The organism is Methylobacterium sp. GC_Met_3 (genome assembly GCF_026540775.1).
Taxonomy (GTDB): Bacteria; Pseudomonadota; Alphaproteobacteria; order Rhizobiales; family Beijerinckiaceae; genus Methylobacterium.
This window is the reverse complement of record NZ_JALNUL010000004.1, coordinates 41,634-63,295: the sequence shown is the minus strand read 5'-3', so window position 1 is coordinate 63,295 and position 21,662 is coordinate 41,634. Positions and strand designations below refer to the sequence as shown.

The window sequence follows — 21,662 nt, the reverse complement described above, 5'->3', positions numbered from 1 at the left end:
CGGAAAAGGTCGCATGCAGCCCGTCCTCGAAATGCGGGGGATTTCAAAGTCGTTCCCCGGCGTGAAGGCCCTCAGCGACGTCAACCTCGCCGTCGCGCCCGCCGAGATTCACGCCCTTGTCGGCGAGAACGGCGCTGGCAAGTCGACGCTCATGAAGGTGCTGAGCGGCGTCTATCCGCACGGCTCCTATGAGGGCGAGATCGTCTACGAGGGCCGCCCGGGCCATTTCCGGGACATCTCCGACAGCGAGCGCCTGGGGATCGTGATCATCCACCAGGAGCTGGCGCTGGTGCCGTTCCTGTCGATCGCCGAGAACATCTTCCTCGGCAACGAGCCGGCGCGTTTCGGCATCATCGACCAGGACCGCGTCTACACCCGGTCGCGCGAGCTGATGGCCACCGTGGGGCTCGACGAGAACCCCGATACGCTGGTGACCCATCTGGGCGTCGGCAAGCAGCAGCTCGTGGAGATCGCCAAGGCGCTATCCAAAAAGGTCAAGCTGCTCATCCTCGACGAGCCGACCGCGAGCCTGAGCGAAACCGACAGCGAGGCGCTGCTGCAATTGCTGCTGCGCTTCAAGGACCAGGGCATCGCGTCGATCCTGATCTCGCACAAGCTCAACGAGATCTCGAAGGTCGCCGACCGGATCACCGTCCTGCGCGACGGCACCACCGTCGAGACGCTCGATTGCCGGAACGAGGCGGTGGACGAGGACCGGATCATCCGCGGCATGGTCGGGCGCACGATGGCGAACCGCTATCCGGTGCGCGAGCCGAAGATCGGCGACGTGCTGATGGAGGTGCGGGACTGGACGGCCCATCACCCGATCCATCCCGACCGGACCGTGGTGCGCGGGGTCAACCTGACCGTCCGCCGGGGCGAGATCGTCGGGATCGCCGGCCTGATGGGCTCGGGCCGGACCGAGCTCGCCATGAGCATCTTCGGACGCTCCTATGGGCAGGGCATCAGCGGCACCGTGCGGATCGACGGTGCAGACGTCGATGTCTCGACGATTGACAAGGCGATCGCCGCGGGGATCGCCTACGTCACCGAGGACCGCAAGCAGCTCGGCCTCGTGCTGGGCGAGGACATCGCCAAGAACACCACGCTCGCCAACCTGCCTGGCGTATCCACGGCGACGGTGATCGACGAGGACGCGGAGCACCGGGTCGCGAGCGGCTACCGGAGCAAGATGCGGATCCGCTCCTTCGGCGTGGCGCAGCAGACGGTGAACCTGTCGGGCGGCAATCAGCAGAAGGTCGTGCTGAGCAAGTGGCTGTTCACACAGCCCAAGGTGCTGATCCTGGACGAGCCGACGCGTGGCATCGATGTCGGCGCCAAGTACGAAATCTACAGCATCATCAATGAATTGGCCGATGAGGGCCGGGGCGTGCTGGTGATCTCGTCCGAGATGCCCGAGCTGCTCGGCCTGTGCGACCGGATCTACGTGATGAACGACGGGCGCTTCGTGGGCGAATTCCGGCGCGAGGAGGCCAGCCAGGAAGCGATCATGCGCGCGATCATGCGCTCCAAGGACCTGAACGGATGACCGATATCCCCATGAGCAAGCCCATGATCCCGGCCACAGAAGGACTGTCCGCCTCCATGTCTGCCAATGCGTCCCGTGCCCAGCGGGGCTTTCTGTCGATGGCGCAGCTGCGCGACTACGGGCTGGTCTTCGCGCTCGCGGTCATCACCCTGTTCTTCGAGTATACGACCGGCGGCGTGCTGTTCCAGCCGCTGAACCTCACCAACCTCATTCTCCAGAACAGCTACGTCGTGGTGATGGCACTGGGGATGCTGCTGATCATCGTCGCGGGCCATATCGACCTGTCGATCGGCTCGGTGGTGGGTCTTGTCGGCGCGCTCGCGGCCATGCTGATGGTCCGGTTCGGCTTCGATCCGTTCACGGCGACGATCATATGCCTGGCCGTGGGCGCAGCCATTGGCGGCATGCAGGGCTACTTCGTGGCCTATCTCGGCATTCCGAGCTTCATCGTCACGCTGGCCGGCATATTGGTGTTCCGCGGCGTGACGCTGGCCCTCCTGCAGGGCGCCTCGATCGGCCCGTTCCCGGAGGTGTTCCAACTCCTCTCCAAGGGCTTCCTCACCAATTTCGCCGGCCCCTGGACCGCTCTGCTGATCGCGGCCGCCCTGTCGCTGATCCTGGTCGGCCTGAACTGGCGCCGCCGCGGGGCGCGGGTCCGCAACGGCGGCGAGGCCGATTCCTGGGCCTCGTTCATCTTCCGGAACGGCGCGACCACCATCGTGATCCTCGCCTTCGCCTACCAGATGAGCGCCTATCGCGGCTTGCCGAACGTGCTGCTCGTGATGTTCGTGCTGGTGATGCTCTACCGCTTCGTCACGACCCGGACCACGATCGGGCGGCGGATCTACGCGCTGGGCGGCAACCTCAAGGCGGCGCGGCTCTCCGGTATCAAGACCGAGCGGCTCACCTTCCTGACCTTCGCCAATATGGGCGCGCTGGCGGGCCTCGCCGGCATGATCTTCGCCGCCCGGCTCAACACCGCGACGCCCAAGGCGGGCGTGGGCTTCGAACTCGACGTGATCGCGGCCTGCTTCATCGGCGGCGCCTCGGCCTCCGGCGGCATCGGCAAGGTCTCGGGTGTGGTGATCGGCGCCTTCATCATCGGGGTGATGAACAACGGCATGTCGATCATGGGCATCGGCGTCGATTACCAGCAGGTGATCAAGGGGATCGTGCTGCTCGCCGCCGTCTGCCTCGACGTCTACAACAAGAACAAGGCCTGATCGGGCGGGCGCCGGCTCTTCCGGCGCCGCTCCAACGATGATTTCGGATTTCCAAAGGGCTCAGCCCTATGGCGGGTGCTCAGGGCAGAGCCCTGAGATGGTCTCCAGGGCTCTGCCCTGGACCCGCGAAAGGTCTCGACCATTCGAAACCAGACTCAGGTCTTGCGCGCCACCGTGAACCGGGCGGCGTCCCGCAGGATGCGGGCCTTCTCGCCCCAGGAGCCGACCGCGTCCTCGCAGACGCCGACGAGGCGGTCGCATTCGGACCGTGCGCCGTCGATGCCGAGGCGGTCGACCAGCGTCGCCTTGCCGGCGTCCTTGTCCTTGCCGGTGGCCTTGCCCATCGCCTCGGGGGAGGCTTCCCGATCGAGGATGTCGTCGGCGATCTGGAAGGCCTGCCCGAGGGCGAGGCCGTAGCGCAGCAGGGCCGCGCGCTGGCTCTCATCGGCGCCGCCCACGATCGCACCGGCCTCCACCGAGAAGGCCAGGATCGCGCCGGTCTTCATCGCCTGCATGCGCAGGGTGTCGTCCACGTCCATGTTGGCCGCGCCGAACCGGCCCTCTGCGGTCAGGTCGAGGAGCTGGCCGCCGACCATGCCGCCGAGGCCCGAGGCCCGGGCGAGGCCGAGCACGAGGTCGGCCCGGATCCGCGCATCCGGCTGCCAGGTCGGGTCGGCCACGATCTCGAAGGCCAGGGTCTGGAGCGCGTCGCCGACCAGGATCGCGGTGGCCTCGTCGTAGGCCTTGTGCACCGTCGGCTTGCCGCGGCGCATATCGTCGTCGTCCATGGCTGGCAGATCGTCGTGGACGAGGCTGTAGCAATGCACCAGCTCAATCCCGGCGCCGGCCGCCAACGCCGCCGCTTCGGAACCGCCGAGCATCCGGGCGGTCTCGATCGCGAGGAACGGGCGCAGGCGCTTGCCGCCGCCCAGCACTGCGTGGCGCATCGCCTCCATCAGGCGGGGCGGCCGGGCGATCTCGCCGGGGCCGACCTCCGGGCCGAGGCGCTCGACCAGGAAGGTCTCGACCGTCCCAGCGACCTCAGTCAACCTGTGGGTAAACTCGACGGCTTGCGTGCCAGCCTTGACCGAACCGGTCGGGGCCTGCGTTGAGGATGTCGGGGTCATCGAGCGCTACGTCCGGTCCTGGCCTTGCGAAAACCAATCGCGTGTCAGTTGTACGGGAACGAAATCGCGGTGAGCGGGGTGGGCAGCATGGCGGGGGCGGCGGAACGCAATCTTCCGCGCGCCCGCCCGCGGCGCTCCCGCCGGGTCCGGCAGATCGTGGGGACGCTGCTGCTGCTCCCCGCCATCGGTTTCGTCCTCGTGCTGGGTCTGTCGCTCGTCTATAGCGCGGTGATGCCGCCGTCGACCCTGATGCTGGGTCGGCGGTTGACGCTTCAGCCGGTCAGCCGCGATCCGGTTCCGCTGTCCGGCATCGCCCCGGCCCTGGTGCTGGCTGTGATCGCCTCCGAAGATCAGCGCTTCTGCCTCGATCACGGCGTCGATTTCTCGGCGATCCGCGACGTGGTGGACGACGAGGATTCGCCGAGCCGCGGCGCCTCGACCATCGCGATGCAGACGGTGAAGAACGTCTTCCTGTGGCCCGGTCGCTCCTACATCCGCAAGGCGGTCGAGATCCCGCTGGCGCTTGCCCTCGACACCCTCTGGGGCAAGCGGCGCATGATGGAGATTTATTTGAATGTTGCCGAGTGGGGCGACGGGATCTACGGCGCCCAGGCCGCGAGTCGGCGCTGGTTCGGCAAGGATGCGAGTCGCCTGAGCCGCGGCGAGGCGGCGCTTCTCGCTGCCGTCCTGCCGAACCCGATCCTGCGTAGCGCCGGACGTCCCTCCCCCGGCGTGCGCCGCCGCGCCGCGCGGATCCAGGCCATGATGGGTCAGGTGGAGGGGCTCACGAGCTGTGTGCGGCGATGACCCGTCCCGGGCTCGAAGGGCGCTCACTGTCGCGTTTGATCGCGGCGAGCATGTGCCGCCGGATGAGACCGCTCACCGGGCGGATCAGGAGCCAATAGGGCGTGAACGCGAGCCGCGCGGCCCGGCTTGCGCAGAAGACCCGCGTCTCGGTGATGAGCGGGGTCCGGCCCTCGGGACCGCGCCGGACCACGAAGGCCAGGGCGAGCTTGGCGGCATGCGGTGCGTCGGAGTCGTGGAAGGCCGTACTGTCGGCAACCCGCTCCGGGTCGAAATCTGGCCGCCAGAACCGGCCGATCAGACCGCAGACGATCGCATCGTCGCTGCGGTCGAGCAGCGTGAAGTCGTGCAGACCGAAGGCCGGACGCGCCGCACTTTGCCCTCCCAAAAGGCGCGTCGGCAGTTCCCGCAGGCCGATCGCGAATCGGACGACGCGGTCCGTCTCCGGTCGATAGGCGACGACTCTGTCGATGATCGCCGCGGGACCAGCAGCCACGTCGCAGGCGTGCACTTCGCTGAACTGATAGATTGGAAGGTAGCGATCGAGCAGGTGCATCCCGGCCTCATACCGTGGCCGGGTGAGTCGGTGGAGCCGTCGCCCGCGCCATCGGTATGCTTTGGAGAAGTGCCGATTCGGCTTCCGTCTCTGGCGACCGTGGAGCCCATGACCCGGCTCGGGCCGGCACGGCCCCCGCTCGGCGCAACCGGAGAAACGAAACGCCGTCTGCCGGATGAACCGCGACGGAAACGACTAACGGCGGCGGTAGCAGCCGCCGAATCCGGTCTGTAAGACATGCGCCAGAACCGAAACCAGGGCCGACACCCATGAGCGACGCCGTCTACGACCTGACCTTGGAGCGCATCGCCTTGCTCCGCCGCATGGTCGTGGCCTGGGGCGGCGCCGAGCCAGGCGCGCCGACCATCCATCCGGATGCCCCCTACGGGAGCCTCGATCGGGACGGTGACATCGCCAACGTGACCGGCGACGACGAGGAGGCCGCGGCTGAGCATCGCGCGCTGGAAAAGGGATTGGCGGTCTTCGTCCAGAACGCGCAGCTGAAGCCCGGCCGCTACCAGTATCACAACGGCCTGGCGAAGCTCGACCACGGCACGGTCGGCGATGTCTTCCGGGATGCGCAGACGGGCGAGACGCCGGAGCACATCACCTTCGCGGTGACCGCCGAGCACCTCGCGCTGATCCCGCACCTCGTCTTCGACTGGGACCCGGCGGGGGACGTGCCGCGGGTGGATCCGACTCAGCCCTATGGAGCCGGTGACACCTACACCGCCGCCATGGGCCGCCATCTCGCGGCGGTGCCGGAAGCGGCGGCCAACGACGACGAGGACGCGGAGAAGCACCGGATCCGGCTCCACCGCGAGATGCAGCCGGCCCTCCAGATTTTTTTGCGGTATGCCGATCTCGGGCCGGGCGACTTCCAGTGCGCGGGATCGTCCGCGGTCTGGAAGCCGGCCTGACGCCTCAGCCTTCGCGCTTCTTGCGCTGCGCCAGCGTCCGCAACCGCAGCGCGTTGAGCTTGATGAAGCCCGCCGCGTCGCGGTGGTCGTAGGCCACGGCGCCTTCCTCGAAGGTCACGAGATCCTGGTCGTAGAGCGAGTGCGGGCTCTCGCGGCCGATCACGTGGATGCCGCCCTTGTAGAGCTTCAGCCGCACCGTGCCGGTGACCTTCTCCTGACTCCGGTCGATCAGCGCCTGGATCATCTCGCGCTCCGGCGAGAACCAGAAGCCGTTGTAGATCAGCTCCGCGTATTGCGGCATGAGCTGATCCTTGAGGTGCGCGGCGCCGCGGTCGAGGGTGATCGACTCGATGGCCCGGTGGGCCGGCAGCAGGATCGTGCCGCCCGGCGTCTCGTACATGCCGCGGCTCTTCATGCCGACGAAGCGGTTCTCCACGAGGTCGAGCCGGCCGATGCCGTTGGCGTGGCCCAGCTCGTTCAGCTTCGCCAGCAGGTTCGCGGGTGACAGCGCTTCGCCGTCGATCGAAACCGCGTCGCCCCGCTCGAACCCGATCGTGATGACCGTCGGCTGGTCCGGCGCCTCCTCGGGGGAGAGGGTGCGCGAGTAGACGTAGTCCGGCACCTCGACGGCCGGATCCTCCAGCACCTTGCCCTCGGATGAGGCATGCAGAAGGTTGGCGTCCACCGAGAACGGGCTCTCGCCGCGCTTGTCCTTGGCGATCGGGATCTGGTGCTGCTCGGCGAAGGCGATGAGCTGCTCGCGGGAGCGCAGGTCCCACTCGCGCCAGGGGGCGATGACCGTCACGTCCGGCTTCAAGGCGTAGTAGCCGAGCTCGAATCGGACCTGATCGTTGCCCTTGCCGGTGGCGCCGTGGCAGACCGCATCGGCCCCGACGCGCTCGGCGATCTCGATCTGCTTCTTGGCGATCAGCGGCCGGGCGATCGAGGTGCCGAGAAGATAGACGCCCTCGTAGACGGCGTTGGCCCGGAACATCGGGAAGACGTAGTCGCGGACGAACTCCTCGCGCAGGTCCTCGATGTAGATATTCTCGGGCTTGATGCCGAGCAGCTCGGCCTTGCGCCGGGCCGGCTCCAGCTCCTCGCCCTGGCCGAGATCGGCCGTGAAGGTCACGACCTCGCAGCCGTAGGTGGTCTGCAGCCACTTCAGGATGATCGATGTGTCGAGCCCGCCCGAATAGGCCAGCACGACCTTCTTCACGGGGCTCTTCGCGGGAACGGACATGCGGCTTCCGGAACTGGGAGAGGGCTTGTGCCGCTTATCGCGGGTGGGATTGGCCTGCAACCGGCGTGCCGCTTGGCGCGTAGCCTTTGCCGAAGGATCGGCCGCGTTTCGCCTCACGGCGGCCTTGCGGCCGTGGAAAAACGGCGCGGGCGTTGCCTGTGATCACCGCCGCGAAAGTGCATTCGGAGAAGCGAAGTCTATGGCGCGCCAGCCGATTCTGGAGTTCTGGTACGAATTCGCCTCGACCTACTCGTATCTCGCGGCGATGCGCGTCGAGGCGGCGGCCGCGGAGGCCGATGTGGCGATCCGGTGGCGGCCGTTCCTGGTCGGGCCGCTCTTCGCCTCCCAAGGCTGGACCACCTCGCCGTTCAATCTCTACGCGGCCAAGGGCAAGAACATGTGGCGCGACGTGGAGCGCGAGGCCGCGCGCCTCGGCCTGCCGCCGCTGACCAAGCCCGCGCAATTTCCGCAGAACAGCCTGAGCGCGGTGCGGGTCGCCGTGCTCGGCCAGGATCAGGACTGGCTGGTGCCCTTTTCGAAGGCGGTGTTCACCGCGAGCTTCGCCGAAGGCCGTTCCATCGCGGAGCCTGCGGCGGTCGCCGAGATCCTCGACACACTCGGCCTCGACGGGACCCAAACCGTGCGCGCCGCCGCCGCGGAGGCCAACAAGACCAAGCTCCGCGTCAACGTCGAGGAGGCGCGCTCGCGTGGCATCTACGGGGCTCCGACCTTCCTGGTCGACGACGGCGAGCTGTTCTGGGGCAACGACCGGCTGGAGCAGGCCCTGGCCTGGGCGGCGGGTGACCGACCGAAGGGCCTGCGATAGGCCGCGCGTTCACGCCGTTCGGCCATCAAACCGACGCGAGCTCCTGGTTTCGCTCAAGGCCCGCCCGGGCGAAGTCCGGGCGGACCCGTGATGCCCTGGACGAACCCCATGCCGGTCTCCCGACGTCTTTTCCTCGCAGCCGCTGGTGCCGCGCTGGGTTCCGGTCTCGGCCATGCGGCCGCGCAATCCTACGGGCAGCGCGTCGCCGTCACTGGGGACGACGGACGGGCGGTCGCCAACACGGTCCTGCCGGGCGAGATCACCGGCCAGATCCCTGCCCTGCGCGGCGTCACCTATGTCGGACCGCGCGAGGCCGGCACCACGCTCTACGAGTTCTACGATTTCAACTGCCCGTTTTGTCGGAAGGCCGCTGCCGACATGGTGGCGCTGCACGACAGCGACGGTGAATTGCGGATCGGGCTTGTCCACAATCCGATTCTGTCGCCGCAATCGGCGCAGGCCGCCAAGGTGATGCTGGCGGTCCAGCGCAGGCTCGGTTCGGAGGCCGCCTGGGGCTTCTATCGAACGCTGCTGGGCAAGCCCGGCCGGATCGACGGGCCGGGTGCGCTGACAGCCGCGGCTGCCCTCGGGATCCCGCAGGCGGAGGTCGAGGAGATTGCCGACAGCGAGGAGGTGCGCGTGGCGCTCAAGAGCCAGATGCGCATGGCCGCCGATCTCGGGCTCTATGCCACGCCCTCGTACGTACTCGGAAACAGCGGCATCCTCGGTCATCCGGGCGCCGGTGCCCTGGCGAAGATGATCGCCAGCGTCCGGCGCTGCGACCGGCTGGCCTGCTGAGGCGGGGCCTGCGTCACACTTCTGCCGTCCTCACGCGCTGCGAGACGCGCCTGCCGTGTTGCGCGCGGCCATGCTGGCATGCTAGGCGGTCGCCGCGCCGCGAGGATGGTTCTCGACCCTATCCGCTGCCGGCGCGATCCCACGTCCCGAACGGTCACGCACCGCGCTCCTGCCGGAGCGCGCGGAGCGGGCGGGCAACCAGAGAAGAGAGCGACGGGTGGCGCAGAACGGTTCCGAGGCTGGTCCCCTGGTTGCAGGCGTGGCGGGCCGGTACGCTTCCGCCCTGTTCGATCTCGCGCGCGACGAGCGCCAGGTCGACGCGGTCGCCGACTCCCTCAATCGCTTCGACACGCTGCTGAAGGAGAGCGCGGATCTCCGTCGCCTCGTCCGCAGCCCGGTCTTCAGCGCCGAGGAGCAGGCGGGCGCCATTGTCGCCGTGCTCGACAAGGCTGGGATCGGCGGGCTCGCCGGCAACTTCATCCGGCTGGCGGCGTCGAACCGCCGGCTCTTCGCGCTGCCCGACATGATCGCGGCGTTCCGCGCCCTGGTGCAGGATTCGAAGGGCATCGTGCGCGCCGAGGTGCGGGTGGCCGAGAAGCCGTCCGACACCGTGATCGAAGAGATCAAGGCGTCCCTGCGCGACATCGCCAAGGCCGAGGTCGATGTCGACCTCGTGGTTGATCCGAGCCTGATCGGCGGCCTCATCGTGAAGATGGGCTCGCGCATGGTCGACGCCTCGCTCAGGACCAAGCTCAACGGTATCCGCCTCGCGATGCGGGCTGCGCCGTAAGCGCCCCCATCCGACCCGAACACACATAGACGCTTTAGCGACAGAGGCCCGAGTATGGACATCCGCGCCGCCGAGATCTCCGCGATCCTGAAAGAGCAGATCAAGAACTTCGGTGAGGAAGCCGAGGTCTCCGAGGTCGGGCAGGTCCTGTCCGTCGGTGACGGCATCGCCCGCGCCTACGGCCTCGACAACGTCCAGGCCGGCGAGATGGTCGAGTTCGAGTCGGGCGTCCGGGGCATGGCCCTGAACCTCGAGCAGGACAACGTCGGCATCGTGATCTTCGGCTCCGACCGTGAGATCAAGGAAGGCCAGACCGTCAAGCGCACCGGCGCCATCGTGGACGTGCCGGTCGGCAAGGGCCTGCTCGGCCGCGTGGTCGATGGGCTCGGCAACCCGATCGACGGCAAGGGCCCGATTCAGTCCACCGAGCGTCGCCGGGTCGACGTGAAGGCCCCGGGCATCATCCCGCGCAAGTCGGTGCATGAGCCGATGGCCACGGGCCTCAAGGCGATCGACGCCCTCATCCCGGTTGGCCGCGGCCAGCGCGAGCTGATCATCGGCGACCGTCAGACCGGCAAGACCGCCATCGCGCTCGACACGATCCTCAACCAGAAGCCGGGCCACGCCGCAGGCGGCGACGAGAAGGCGAAGCTCTTCTGCATCTACGTCGCCATCGGCCAGAAGCGCTCGACGGTCGCCCAGTTCGTGAAGGTTCTGGAGGACCAGGGTGCGATGGAATACTCCATCGTCATCGCGGCCACCGCCTCCGACGCCGCGCCGATGCAGTTCATCGCGCCGTTCGCCGGCTGCGCCATGGGCGAGTACTTCCGCGACAACGGCATGCACGCCGTGATCGTGTATGACGATCTGTCCAAGCAGGCCGTGGCCTACCGCCAGATGTCGCTGCTGCTGCGCCGCCCGCCGGGCCGTGAGGCTTACCCGGGCGACGTGTTCTACCTCCACAGCCGCCTGCTCGAGCGCGCCGCCAAGATGGGCGACGCCGCCGGTAACGGTTCGCTGACCGCGCTCCCGGTCATCGAGACCCAGGCGAACGACGTCTCGGCCTACATCCCGACCAACGTGATCTCGATCACCGACGGCCAGATCTTCCTCGAGACCGACCTGTTCTACCAGGGCATCCGCCCGGCGGTGAACGTCGGCCTCTCGGTCTCGCGGGTGGGCTCCTCGGCCCAGACGAAGGCGATGAAGAAGGTCGCCGGCAAGATCAAGGGCGAGCTGGCACAGTACCGCGAGATGGCGGCCTTCGCGCAGTTCGGCTCGGATCTCGACGCCTCGACCCAGCAACTCCTGAACCGCGGCTCGCGGCTCACCGAGCTCCTGAAGCAGCCGCAATTCTCGCCGCTGAAGATGGAAGAGCAGGTCGCCGTGATCTACGCCGGCGTGAATGGCTATCTGGACAAGCTCCCGGTTGCCAAGATCCGCCCCTTCGAGGACAGCCTGCTCAGCACGCTGCGCACGAAGCACAAGGACCTGCTCGACGCCATCGCCACCTCCAAGGACCTGTCGGACGAGAACGCCGGCAAGCTGAAGAGCGTGGTCGAGGGCGTGGTCAAGTCGATCGCCTGATGTGAGGCCCCTCCCCTCGGGGGGAGGGATCTTGGACGGTGCACGGGGCTTCGGCCGCCTGCACCGCCCGAACTTCCGGCTCCTTCCCGCTGAGGGGAGGAGAGGCCCATAGAACGGACCTGGACCTCACCCGATGGCGAGTTTGAAGGACCTGCGCAACCGCATCACCTCGGTGAAGGCGACGCAGAAGATCACCAAGGCCATGCAGATGGTCGCCGCCGCCAAGCTGCGCCGGGCGCAGATGGCTGCCGAGGCCGGCCGTCCCTTCGCCGAGAAGATGTCTCAGGTGCTGGGCAATCTCGCGGGCAATCTGGTCGGCGGCGTCGGCGCCCCGAAGCTGCTCTCCGGCACCGGTGCCGAGCAGGTCCACCTCCTCGTCGTCTGCACCGGCGACCGCGGCCTGTGCGGTGCGTTCAATTCCTCGATCGTCCGCTTGGCGGTCCGGGAACACATCCTGAAGCTCACCGCAGCGGGCAAGACCGTCAAGATCATGACGGTCGGCAAGAAGGGCAACGACCAGTTGCGCCGGCTGTACCGCGACCAGATCGTCGAGAGCATGGACATCCGCGGCAACCGCCCGGTCGATTATGAGTTCGCGGCCGAGATCGCCAACAAGATCCTGACGCGCTTCGAGGCCGGCGAGTTCGACGTCGCGACCCTGTTCTTTTCCGAGTTCCGGTCTGTCATCTCCCAGATCCCGACCGCGCAGCGCCTGATCCCGGCGGAACTGCCCGCGGCCGACACCTCCGCGAAGGCCACCATCGGCAACGCCGCTCTGGAATTCGAGCCCTCCGAGGAGGCGATCCTGGAGACGCTGCTGCCGAAGAACCTGACGGTGCAGATCTACCGGGCGCTCCTGGAAAACGCCGCCTCCGAGCAGGGCGCGCGCATGAGCGCCATGGATTCGGCCACCCGCAACGCGGGCGAGATGATCAAGAAGCAGACGCTGATCTACAACCGTACGCGTCAGGCCATGATCACCAAAGAACTCATCGAGATCATCTCGGGTGCGGAAGCCCTCTAGGGCGCCGTTTCCCGACCGCACAGCTTGAAGGGTAGATACACGATGGCGAACACCGCACTCCCCGGCGCCGGCTCCAGCAAGGTCGGCAAGATCATCCAGGTCATCGGCCCCGTGGTCGACGTTCAGTTCAGCGGCCATCTCCCCGAGATCCTGAACGCCCTGGAGACCAAGAACAACGGCGCTCGCCTCGTCCTCGAGGTGGCCCAGCAGCTCGGTGAGAGCACCGTCCGCTGCGTCGCCATGGACACGTCCGAGGGCCTGACCCGCGGCCAGGAATGCACCGACACCGGCGAGCCGATCAAGGTTCCGGTCGGCATGAACACGCTCGGCCGGATCATGAACGTCATCGGCGAGCCGATCGACGAGGCCGGTCCGGTCGTGACCGACACCTACCGCGCCATCCACCAGCCGGCCCCCTCCTACGCCGACCAGTCCACCGAGGCGCAGATCCTCGTCACCGGCATCAAGGTGGTGGACCTGCTCGCCCCCTACGCCAAGGGCGGCAAGATCGGCCTGTTCGGCGGCGCCGGCGTCGGCAAGACCGTGCTGATCATGGAGCTGATCAACAACATCGCCAAGGTGCACTCGGGTTACTCGGTGTTCGCCGGCGTGGGTGAGCGGACCCGTGAGGGCAACGATCTCTACCACGAGATGATCGAGTCCAAGGTGAACCTGGACCCGAAGGAGAATGGTGGCTCGGCCGAGGGCTCCAAGTGCGCCCTGGTCTACGGCCAGATGAACGAGTCGCCCGGCGCCCGCTCGCGGGTGGCGCTCACCGGCCTGACCATCGCGGAGCAGTTCCGTGACGACGGCCAGGACGTGCTGTTCTTCGTGGACAACATCTTCCGCTTCACGCAGGCGGGGTCCGAGGTGTCGGCGCTTCTCGGCCGCATTCCCTCAGCGGTGGGCTATCAGCCGACGCTCGCCACCGACATGGGCGCCCTGCAGGAGCGCATCACCACCACCAACAAGGGCTCGATCACCTCGGTGCAGGCCATCTACGTGCCGGCCGACGATCTGACCGACCCGGCGCCTGCCGCCTCCTTCGCCCACCTCGACGCCACGACCGTGTTGTCGCGCTCGATCGCCGAGAAGGGCATCTACCCGGCGGTGGATCCGCTGGACTCGACCTCGCGCATGCTCTCGCCCGCGATCCTGGGCGAGGAGCACTACGACGTTGCCCGCCGCGTCCAGCAAACCCTGCAGCGCTACAAGGCGCTTCAGGACATCATCGCGATCCTGGGCATGGATGAGCTGTCCGAGGAGGACAAGCTGACCGTGGCCCGCGCCCGCAAGATCGAGCGCTTCTTCTCGCAGCCCTTCTCGGTGGCCGAGGTGTTCACCGGCTCTCCGGGCGTGCAGGTGCCGCTTGAGGACACCATCAAGGGCTTCAAGGGCCTGGTGAACGGCGACTATGACGACCTGCCCGAGGCCGCCTTCTACATGGTCGGCACGATCGAGCAGGCCCAGGAGAAGGCCAAGAAGCTGAAGGCGGCGTAAGACGACGCCCTCCCCTCCCCCTTGCGGGGAGGGGCGGGGGTGGGGGTGGTGCAGGATTGAGCGATCCGGTGCCTCCTGAACCACCCCCACCTCCGTCTCCTCCCCGCAAGGGGGAGGAGAGCTTGTCGCGGATCCGGGATCGTCCCAAGATGGCCACCTTCCACTTCGATTTCGTCGGCCCCGAGCGGACGCTGTATTCCGGCGAGGTGACCGCCGTTCAGTTGCCCGGCACCGAGGGCGAGATGACCGTGATGCCGGGCCATGCGCCCGTGCTGACTTCTCTGCGGGTCGGCGTGATCGTGGTCACCGAGAGCCAGGGCAGCGGCAAGCGGATCTACGTTCGCGGCGGCTTCGCCGATATCGGGCCGACAGCGGTCACCGTGTTGGCCGAGCGCGCAGCTCCGATTGAGGAACTGACCCAGGCCTCGCTCGATCGGGACATCGAGGCTGTCGAGATCCAGCGCGACGCGACCGAGGATCTGCAGAAGCGCGAGGAGCTGAACGGGCAGATCGTCCAGCTCCGGGAGACCAAGGCACTTCTGAAGCTCTGAGGCTGCAAAGCTTCCTATCGTTGCATCTGGATGTAAGCTTGGCTTGGCGCGTACCGTCGAAGCGCCGAGCCATCGCCGTGATATGGTGAATTTAAAGCACGTGCGCGCTGGCCAGTGCGGTCTCCATCAACGTTGCTCTTGCGTCCGCGCCAGTCGGACAGCCGCGTTCCAGCCACAGGCGACGCGCCGCCCCTAAAGCCCGGCCAATCGCCGGGCCCGGCGGTATCCCGGCGGCGACCAGATCGGCCCCCGCAATCGGGAATGCCGGCGCTCCACCCTCCCCCCGCAAGACTGTGAGCGCTTCCCGCGCCGCGTCGGTCACGTCAGGTCGTGGCTCGCCCGCGAGAATCGCCAACGTCTCCGTCACGAGCGACAGGCCGTGCTCGGCTGCGAAGGCCCGGACCGCCGCAGCGTCGACCGAGGCTCGGCCGTGGAGGTCCGCCAGTGCCGCGGCATAGGCGGTGAGCTGACCGTGGTCCGGATTGGAGAGCCGAAGCCGGTCGCGCAGGCGATCCGCATCGTGTCGTGTAGCGACTGCCAGCGCCGCCAGCCGCATCACGGGCGACAAGCCGGCTTCGGCAGCACGCTCGAGCCGTCCCATCTCGCCGATGCCACCGGTGATCCGCTGAAGCAGGCCGGTCCCGCTCAAGATCGAAACCATCGCCGGGCCGCCGGCTGCCGTCAGAAGTTTCAGGAACTCGTCGCGGATCCGCTCCCGCGATAGCCGGCGCAGACTATTCCGCGCGGCCACGCAGGCGGTGAGCGCCGCTGCCTCGGGCGCCCCGCTGCCGAAACGCGCTTGGAAGCGGAAGAAGCGCAGGATCCGCAAGGCGTCTTCCCGGATCCGCGTTGCGGGATCGCCGATGAAGCGCACCCGCCCGTCTTCCAGATCCGCCAACCCGCCGACCGTATCGTGCAGCCGTCCATCCCGGCCGAGGGATAGGGCGTTGATCGTGAAGTCGCGGCGCTCGGCGTCCTTGGCGAAATCGCTGCCGAACCGAACGACCGCATGGCGCCCGTCTGTCTCGACATCCTCACGCAGCGTGGTGATTTCGAGCGGCCCATCCCCGGTGATCAGGGTGACGGTACCGTGCTCAATCCCGGTCGGAATCGCCTTCAGACCGGCCGCCCGCGCCCGTGCCATCACGGTTTCCGGCCGCAGCGTGGTGGTCAGGTCGATGTCGGCGGCGGCGATCCCGAGCATGGCATCGCGGACGCAGCCGCCGACCAGCCGGGTCTCGGCGCCCGGCTCGTCCAGGGCCGCGAGGGTCTGGCGCACACCCGCACGGTCGAGGAGCGCCGCCAGGCCGCCAGGATCGAGATCCCGCTTCACCGGAAGCCACCGGGGACGAGCCGACCGTTCTCCATATGCGTCGGCACGTAGCCGCCGGCGCGGCGATCGGAGAACAGCCCCTCGTAGACGAGCGTCGCGATCACGATGGTCAATCCGGCGAGCACGAGACGGAAGAGGTGGGCATCCCAGTGGACCCGGCGCAGCGGGTTGCGACCGGCGAGCACGAGGTAGATCAGGAACAGCGCGAAGGGGATGAGGAAGAGGCCGAACTCTTCGAGGACGCGACGCAACATGGTGGTTCATCCTCACCCGGCCGAGCGGTGGATCCGGTCCGGTTCCGAATCCGGATAGAGCCGCTCGCGGAGGTTGTTCAGGATCCCGGCGGTGACGCCCCAGATCAGCCGCTCACCGAAGGTCAGAGCATAGAAGTAGCGGGTGCGGCCCTGCCAAGCGCGGGAGCGCAGACGGTAGTGCTCCCGGTCCATCAGCAGCGGCAGCGGCACTTCGAACAGGTCCGCCACCTCGGCGGGGTTGGGCTGGAACGTCGCCTCCGGCGCGACGATGCCGATCACCGGCGTGACGAGGAAACCGGTCCCCGACAGGTAGGGATCGATATAGCCGACGAGACGCACCGAGGCGGGGTCGAGGCCGATCTCCTCCTCGGCCTCGCGCAGGGCCGCGGCGGCGGGATCGGGGTCGGACGGGTCGATCTTGCCCCCCGGCAGCGCGACCTGGCCGGAATGGTCGCGCAGGTTCGCCGCCCGTTGCGTCAGGATTAGGCTCGGCCCCTCCGGCCGAAACACCACCGGCACCAGAACGGCGGCCCTGCGATGCGGCGGCGGCGGGATCACGGCCGAACCGTCCGGATCGAGGTTGTGGTCCCCGCGCGGGTTGGAGGTCGGATCGTCCGGCCCAGGCGGATGCGGCGAGAGGCCGGCGGCCGCGCGCGCGAGGAACTCGGCGATGGCGTCGCTCACGCGGCGGTGGCCGGTGCGATCTGATGGAACAGCCCGCCGGCCCAGAGCCCGAGCCACGTTTCCCCGTCGAGGGTGCCCTCCTCGGCCAGTTCCACGAGGTCGTAGGTGAGCGCCCGGGAGACGAGCGCCCACAGACCGCACCGGACATGGAGATAGGGCTTCAGGGCCCCGTCCGCCGCCTCCTCGAAGCGCAGGGTGTGCTCGGAATCGACCGGGACGAGGTCGTCGACATTGGTCCGGAAGCTGATGCGCCGGTCCTTACCGGACCCGTCTACCGCCATCTCGACCGCCACGAAGGGCGCGTCCTCAACCGTGATGCCGACGCTTTCAACCGGCGTCACCAGGACGACGCGCCCATCCGGCTCGCGCCGCAGAATGGTGGAGAAGAGCCGGACCAGTTTCGGCCGGCGGATCGGCGTGCCGTCGTGATACCACGTCCCATCCGCCGCGATGCGGATGTCGATCACGCCGCAATAGGGTGGGTTCCAGCGCTCCACCGGCGGCAGTCCCCGGCTCGGCAGGTCGCCAAGGGCGGCGCTGAGGCGGTTCAGGGTCGGGTCGGTCGAATCCTCACTCATGCCCGCTACAGATAGCGTCCCGAGGGCCCGACAGCCATGGCGTGTACCGGACCGACCCGATGTGAATTTGGCTGTGCGGTCAGGGCCTCATGCGGGCCCGGCACCCTGGGTGTTTACGGTCACGGCGTAGAGCGACTGGCTGGCCGCCATGAACAGGCGGTTTCGCTTCGGGCCGCCGAAGGTGATGTTGCCGCAGACCTCCGGTAGGCGGATCCGCCCGATCAGCTTGCCCGCCGGGTTCCAGATCGTGACGCCATTGTAGCCGACGGCCCGGCCGGCGTTGCTCGACGCCCAGACGTTGCCATCGACATCGGCGCGCAAGCCATCCGGCCCGCATTTGATGCCGTCGACCACGCAATCCGCGAACAGGCGCTTGTTGGAGAGCTTGCCGCCCTCCGCGACGTTGAAGGCGTAAATTTCGCCCTTGCCGCCGGGGCCGGTATCGCCGGGGCCCTTGCCGGTCGAGCAGACGTAGAGAACGCTATGGTCGGGGGAGAAGCACAGGCCGTTCGGGTCCGGCAACTGTTCGTCGGTCAGCACCCGGTCGATTCGCCCAGTCGGGTCGATCCGGTAGACCGCATTGGGGAGCTCCCGCCGGAAGGCCACGACCCCGGCCGGCTGGCCGAGGCGCGGGTTCAGATGGCCCTGCGGATTCGAAGGCCCGCCCGCTTCGTCGGGCAGGCCCTCGTAGAGCTGGCCGCCATAGGGCGGATCGGTGAACCAGTACGACCCGTCCGTGTGCTGGACCACGTCGTTCGGCGAATTGAACGGCTTGCCCTCGAATCGGTCGGCCAGCACCGTCGCCGCGCCGTCGAGCTCGTAGCGGACCACCCGGCGGTTGGCGTGCTCGCAGGAGAGTTGCCGGCCCTGCCGGTCGAAGCTGTTGCCGTTCGAATTGTTGCTGGGCGCACGGAAGGTGGAGACGTGCCCGTCCTCCTCCAGCCAGCGCAGCTGACGATTGTTGGGAATGTCGCTCCACACCAGGAACCGGCCGACCGCGTTCCAGGCCGGGCCCTCGGCCCAGAGCGCCCCGGTCCAGAGGCGGCGGATCGCGCTGTTGGGCACGATGTAGGCCCCGAAGGACGGATCGACCGTCAGTACGTCGGGATCGGTGAAGTAGGTGGTGGGGGCAGCATGGGGCCGGAAGTCGCGCGGCGGGTTCGTCACCGTGCTGGGCGGCACGGGCTCAGCGGCGGCCAGGCTGGCCGAGCCCAGCGCGAGGCCTAATCCGGCGAGGACCGAACGGCGCGAGGGCGGGGCAAACCCGCATGACGGCTCACATTCGGATTGGTTGATATCCACCTGACGCATGCGATCCCCCCGGCTCGCGTCCGCACGCCGACTCTGCGCGAACTACGTCCGAACTTAGGATGAATATCCTGCCTCCGTCAACCGGGTCGGCGCCGCAGGATCTTCCACACCCCGTCCGCGGAGGCCAGCAGCCGGCCTTCCGCGCGCAGGTCGCCGCGCATGAAAACGAGCGAGCCGGTCCGCTTCACCACCTGCGGGTGGATGCCGACCCAGTCGCCCAGGCGGCCGACATCGATGAACTTCATCTCAAGCTGGATCGTCACGCAATTGGCGCCGTCGGCCGCCCGCATGGCGGTCTCGCCGAGCGCGCGGTCGGCGAAGCTCATCAGCATGCCGCCATGGACCACGCCGATCAGGTTCGCGTGCTTCTGCTCCGCCCGGAACGCGTAAGCCCCATCGGAGGCGCGCCGGTGCACCGGGCCGACGAGGGCGATGAAGCCCGCGTCCTCGATGGGCGCCCAACCCGTGTCGGTCGGGTCGAAGGGATCGGTCTCGGTGATCATCGTGCCGTCCGTCTGTGCCGCGGCGTTGGAAACCCGCAGGGGCCGTCAGGTTCCCCGCGGCTTGACCCGCCGCGTCGGCGCCTCGGCCAGCGGATCCTCCGGCCAGGGGTGGCGGGGATAGCGCCCGCGCATCTCGGCGCGCACCGCCGCCCAGGATCCGCGCCAGAAGCCCGGAAGGTCGCGGGTGATCTGGATCGGTCGCTGGGCCGGTGACAGCAGGTGCAGGACGAGCGGCCGTCCGCCGGCCCGGGGGTGCCGGTCGAGGCCGAACAGCTCCTGCACCCGCACCGACAGGGTGGGTTCGTCGGCGTCGTAGTTGACCGCGATGCGGGAGCCGGTCGGCACCGCCACATGGGTCGGAGCCTCCGTGTCGAGGCGGGCGCGCAATTCCCAGGGCAGCAGGTCCTGGAAGGCGCCGGCGAGGTCGTCTGCGGTGACCGAGGCCAGGGACGCGCGCCCGATCAGGGTGGGCGCGAGCCACGTTTCCGCGGTCTCGGCCAGAGCTGCGTCCGACAGGTCGGGCCACACGCCGCCCTCCGCGGCGTGCAGGAAGCGTATCCGGGCGCGCCACTGCGACAGGGCCGGTGTCCAGGGGAGCCGCTCGATCCCCAGCGCTGCGATGCCCCGGGCCAGGATCGTCGCGCTGGCGAGGTCGGCCGGGACCGGCAGCGGCTTGGCGCCGAGACTGATGGCGCCGAGCCGCCGCACCGCCCGGGCCCGGAGGGCGGCGGATTGTGGGTCGAAGGTGATCTCGGTGCGCGCTTCGATCCTGTCGGCGAACAGCGCCTCGATGGTCGTCGCCTCGATCGCCGCCGCGGCCAGGATGCGGGCGTTGCCGGCCGAACCCACGAGGTCGGCGACGACGCAATAGGGTTCCCGGGCGAGCGGGCTCGCAGGGTCGAGGCGGCCGGCCCGGCCGCTCGCCATCACGAACTCGCCGTCGCGGCCCCGCGCCCGCGCCACGCGATCCGGATAGGCGAGCGCCAGGAGCGGGCCGGCCGGCGCCGATCCGGAATGCGGGCCGCCGCCCGCGATTCGCGCCCAGCCCGTGGCGAGCCGGCGCATGTCTTCGGCGCGGCCGCCCCGGTCACTTCGAAATCGTTCGACGCGTGCTTCGAGATCGACGGTGTCACCACCGAGACCGCGCTCGACCAGCACGGCCGCGAGGTTGGCGGCGGCCTGGGCCTGCCCGGATCCGGCCGCGACCGTCACCATCCGGGCGAGCCGCGGCGGCAGCGGCAGGGCGCGCAGGCGTGTGCCGGTCTCGGTGAGCCGTCCATCCGGATCGAGGGCGGCCAGCTCGGCCAGCAGGGTGCGGGCCTCGGCCAGCGCGGGAGCGGGCGGCGGATCGAGGAAGGCGAGCGTCCGCGGGTCGGCGACGCCCCAGGCGGCGCAGTCGAGCAGTAGACCCGCCAGATCCGCCGACAGGATCTCCGGCCGCGAGAACGGTTCGAGGGCGTTGGTGCCGGCCTCCGACCAGAGCCGCCAGCACAGGCCCGGCTCGGTGCGGCCGGCGCGGCCCCGCCGCTGATCCACGGAGGCCCGGGAGGCGCGCGCGGTCACGAGCCGCGTCAGGCCGAGACCCGGCTCGTAGACCGGCACCCGGGCGAGCCCGGAATCGACCACGATCCGGACGCCCTCGATGGTCAGTGAGGTCTCGGCGATGCTGGTGGCCAGCACCACCTTGCGGGTCCCGGGCGGCGCCGGGGCGACGGCCCGATCCTGCTCGGCCGGCGGGAGGGCACCGTAGAGCGGCGCCAGCACCACCCCGGGATCGACGCGCCCGGTCAGCAAATCGGCGGTCCGGCGGATCTCCGCCTGTCCGGGCAGGAACACCAGCACCGAGCCCGGATCCGCCCGGAGGGCCCGCAGCGTGACCTCGGCTACGGCCTCCTCGATCCGCCAGTTCGGGTCGCGCTCGACATAGCGGGTCTCCACCGGGAAGGCGCGGCCCTCCGACGTGACGACCGGTGCGTCGTTCATCAGCCGCGCGACCCGGGCGCCGTCGAGGGTCGCCGACATGACGAGGAGGCGCAGATCCTCGCGCAGGCCGCCCTGCGCGTCGAGGGCCAGGGCGAGGCCAAGATCGGCATCCAGGGAGCGCTCGTGGAACTCGTCGAACAGCACCGCGCCGATGCCGGACAGTTCCGGATCGTCGAGGATCATCCGCGTGAACACGCCCTCGGTCACCACCTCGATTCGAGTCCGGGCCGTGATCTTCGAGCCGAGCCGCACCCGGAGACCGACCGTGCCGCCGACCGGCTCGCCCAGCGTCTGCGCCATCCGGGCAGCCGCGGCCCGGGCCGCGAGCCGGCGCGGCTCCAGCAGGATGATCTTACGGCCGTCGAGCCAGGGTGCGTCGAGCAGATCGAGCGGTACGCGCGTGGTCTTGCCGGCCCCCGGCGGGGCCACCAGCACGGCGGCGTTGCGTGCGGAGAGGGCTGCGCGAAGGGCGGGCAGCGCCGCCTCGATCGGCAATGCGGTCTGAAAATCGGGCATCG

Annotated in this window: 21 protein-coding genes; 11 read left to right on the top strand and 10 right to left on the bottom strand. The window is 68.7% G+C overall.

Features of this window, described 5'->3' with window-relative positions; translation table 11 throughout:
* Window positions 1-13: 13 nt before the first annotated feature.
* Window positions 14-1,549, top strand: coding sequence for a multiple monosaccharide ABC transporter ATP-binding protein (gene mmsA, locus OXS27_RS07530; protein WP_267355367.1), 1,536 nt, complete (start codon window positions 14-16; stop codon window positions 1,547-1,549).
* A 56-nt stretch (window positions 1,550-1,605) separates the two neighbouring features.
* Window positions 1,606-2,772 (top strand): multiple monosaccharide ABC transporter permease, encoded by a 1,167-nt coding sequence (gene mmsB / locus OXS27_RS07525; RefSeq protein WP_267355506.1) that lies wholly within the window; start codon window positions 1,606-1,608, stop codon window positions 2,770-2,772.
* Between the two features lie 155 nt (window positions 2,773-2,927).
* Here the strand turns inward: mmsB and OXS27_RS07520 are convergent, their stop codons facing one another.
* The gene (locus OXS27_RS07520) at window positions 2,928-3,899 is read right to left on the bottom strand and encodes a polyprenyl synthetase family protein (protein WP_243916980.1); all 972 of its coding nucleotides are present in this window, start codon (window positions 3,897-3,899) and stop codon (window positions 2,928-2,930) included.
* Window positions 3,900-4,055: 156 nt separating this feature from the next.
* Between OXS27_RS07520 and mtgA the strand changes: the two genes are divergently transcribed.
* Entirely contained in the window at window positions 4,056-4,706 is a 651-nt protein-coding gene (mtgA, locus tag OXS27_RS07515) for a monofunctional biosynthetic peptidoglycan transglycosylase (RefSeq protein ID WP_267355505.1), read from the top strand.
* Here mtgA and OXS27_RS07510 read toward each other — a convergent pair.
* A complete protein-coding gene (locus OXS27_RS07510; RefSeq protein WP_267355366.1) occupies window positions 4,684-5,259 on the bottom strand; it encodes a hypothetical protein in 576 nt (191 codons plus the stop codon). The genes mtgA and OXS27_RS07510 overlap by 23 nt on opposite strands.
* A 269-nt stretch (window positions 5,260-5,528) precedes the next feature.
* Between OXS27_RS07510 and OXS27_RS07505 the strand changes: the two genes are divergently transcribed.
* On the top strand, window positions 5,529-6,179 hold the full coding sequence (locus OXS27_RS07505; RefSeq protein ID WP_243916984.1) for a hypothetical protein: 651 nt from the start codon (window positions 5,529-5,531) through the stop codon (window positions 6,177-6,179).
* 4 nt (window positions 6,180-6,183) lie between these two features.
* Here the strand turns inward: OXS27_RS07505 and OXS27_RS07500 are convergent, their stop codons facing one another.
* Window positions 6,184-7,422 (bottom strand): argininosuccinate synthase, encoded by a 1,239-nt coding sequence (locus tag OXS27_RS07500; RefSeq protein WP_243916986.1) that lies wholly within the window; start codon window positions 7,420-7,422, stop codon window positions 6,184-6,186.
* A 199-nt stretch (window positions 7,423-7,621) separates the two neighbouring features.
* Between OXS27_RS07500 and OXS27_RS07495 the strand changes: the two genes are divergently transcribed.
* From OXS27_RS07495 to OXS27_RS07465, 7 genes are all read left to right on the top strand, one after another.
* The gene (locus tag OXS27_RS07495) at window positions 7,622-8,248 is read left to right on the top strand and encodes a 2-hydroxychromene-2-carboxylate isomerase (protein ID WP_243916988.1); all 627 of its coding nucleotides are present in this window, start codon (window positions 7,622-7,624) and stop codon (window positions 8,246-8,248) included.
* Between the two features lie 108 nt (window positions 8,249-8,356).
* The gene (locus tag OXS27_RS07490; RefSeq protein ID WP_243916990.1) at window positions 8,357-9,046 is read left to right on the top strand and encodes a DsbA family protein; all 690 of its coding nucleotides are present in this window, start codon (window positions 8,357-8,359) and stop codon (window positions 9,044-9,046) included.
* Between the two features lie 217 nt (window positions 9,047-9,263).
* The gene (locus tag OXS27_RS07485; protein WP_243916992.1) at window positions 9,264-9,836 is read left to right on the top strand and encodes a F0F1 ATP synthase subunit delta; all 573 of its coding nucleotides are present in this window, start codon (window positions 9,264-9,266) and stop codon (window positions 9,834-9,836) included.
* A 54-nt stretch (window positions 9,837-9,890) separates the two neighbouring features.
* Window positions 9,891-11,423: a F0F1 ATP synthase subunit alpha gene (gene atpA / locus OXS27_RS07480; protein ID WP_243916995.1), complete on the top strand. Its 1,533-nt coding sequence runs from the start codon at window positions 9,891-9,893 to the stop codon at window positions 11,421-11,423.
* A gap of 133 nt (window positions 11,424-11,556) precedes the next feature.
* Window positions 11,557-12,447, top strand: a complete 891-nt coding sequence (locus tag OXS27_RS07475; protein WP_244000767.1) for a F0F1 ATP synthase subunit gamma — start codon at window positions 11,557-11,559, stop codon at window positions 12,445-12,447.
* A 42-nt stretch (window positions 12,448-12,489) separates the two neighbouring features.
* Entirely contained in the window at window positions 12,490-13,947 is a 1,458-nt protein-coding gene (gene atpD, locus OXS27_RS07470) for a F0F1 ATP synthase subunit beta (RefSeq protein ID WP_243917010.1), read from the top strand.
* A 149-nt stretch (window positions 13,948-14,096) separates the two neighbouring features.
* A complete protein-coding gene (locus OXS27_RS07465; protein ID WP_243917012.1) occupies window positions 14,097-14,498 on the top strand; it encodes a F0F1 ATP synthase subunit epsilon in 402 nt (133 codons plus the stop codon).
* Between the two features lie 91 nt (window positions 14,499-14,589).
* Here the strand turns inward: OXS27_RS07465 and OXS27_RS07460 are convergent, their stop codons facing one another.
* The 7 genes from OXS27_RS07460 to hrpB all read right to left on the bottom strand — a co-directional run bounded on the left by OXS27_RS07460 (window position 14,590) and on the right by hrpB (window position 21,660).
* Window positions 14,590-15,831 carry a CCA tRNA nucleotidyltransferase gene (locus OXS27_RS07460; protein ID WP_243917014.1) on the bottom strand — a complete coding sequence of 414 codons (1,242 nt, stop codon included), beginning with the start codon at window positions 15,829-15,831 and terminating at the stop codon, window positions 14,590-14,592.
* Complete coding sequence (locus tag OXS27_RS07455) at window positions 15,828-16,085, bottom strand: DUF6111 family protein (RefSeq protein WP_243917016.1); 258 nt, start codon at window positions 16,083-16,085, stop codon at window positions 15,828-15,830. Before OXS27_RS07455 ends, OXS27_RS07460 begins: the two co-directional genes overlap by 4 nt.
* A 12-nt stretch (window positions 16,086-16,097) precedes the next feature.
* Window positions 16,098-16,769 (bottom strand): CoA pyrophosphatase, encoded by a 672-nt coding sequence (locus OXS27_RS07450; RefSeq protein WP_267355365.1) that lies wholly within the window; start codon window positions 16,767-16,769, stop codon window positions 16,098-16,100.
* Window positions 16,766-17,347, bottom strand: a complete 582-nt coding sequence (locus OXS27_RS07445) for a DUF1285 domain-containing protein (RefSeq protein WP_267355364.1) — start codon at window positions 17,345-17,347, stop codon at window positions 16,766-16,768. Before OXS27_RS07445 ends, OXS27_RS07450 begins: the two co-directional genes overlap by 4 nt.
* 87 nt (window positions 17,348-17,434) lie before the next feature.
* Entirely contained in the window at window positions 17,435-18,658 is a 1,224-nt protein-coding gene (locus OXS27_RS07440) for an SMP-30/gluconolactonase/LRE family protein (RefSeq protein ID WP_267355363.1), read from the bottom strand.
* 77 nt (window positions 18,659-18,735) lie between these two features.
* On the bottom strand, window positions 18,736-19,161 hold the full coding sequence (locus OXS27_RS07435; RefSeq protein WP_243917047.1) for a PaaI family thioesterase: 426 nt from the start codon (window positions 19,159-19,161) through the stop codon (window positions 18,736-18,738).
* Between the two features lie 45 nt (window positions 19,162-19,206).
* The gene (gene hrpB, locus OXS27_RS07430; RefSeq protein ID WP_267355362.1) at window positions 19,207-21,660 is read right to left on the bottom strand and encodes an ATP-dependent helicase HrpB; all 2,454 of its coding nucleotides are present in this window, start codon (window positions 21,658-21,660) and stop codon (window positions 19,207-19,209) included.
* Window positions 21,661-21,662: the final 2 nt, after the last annotated feature.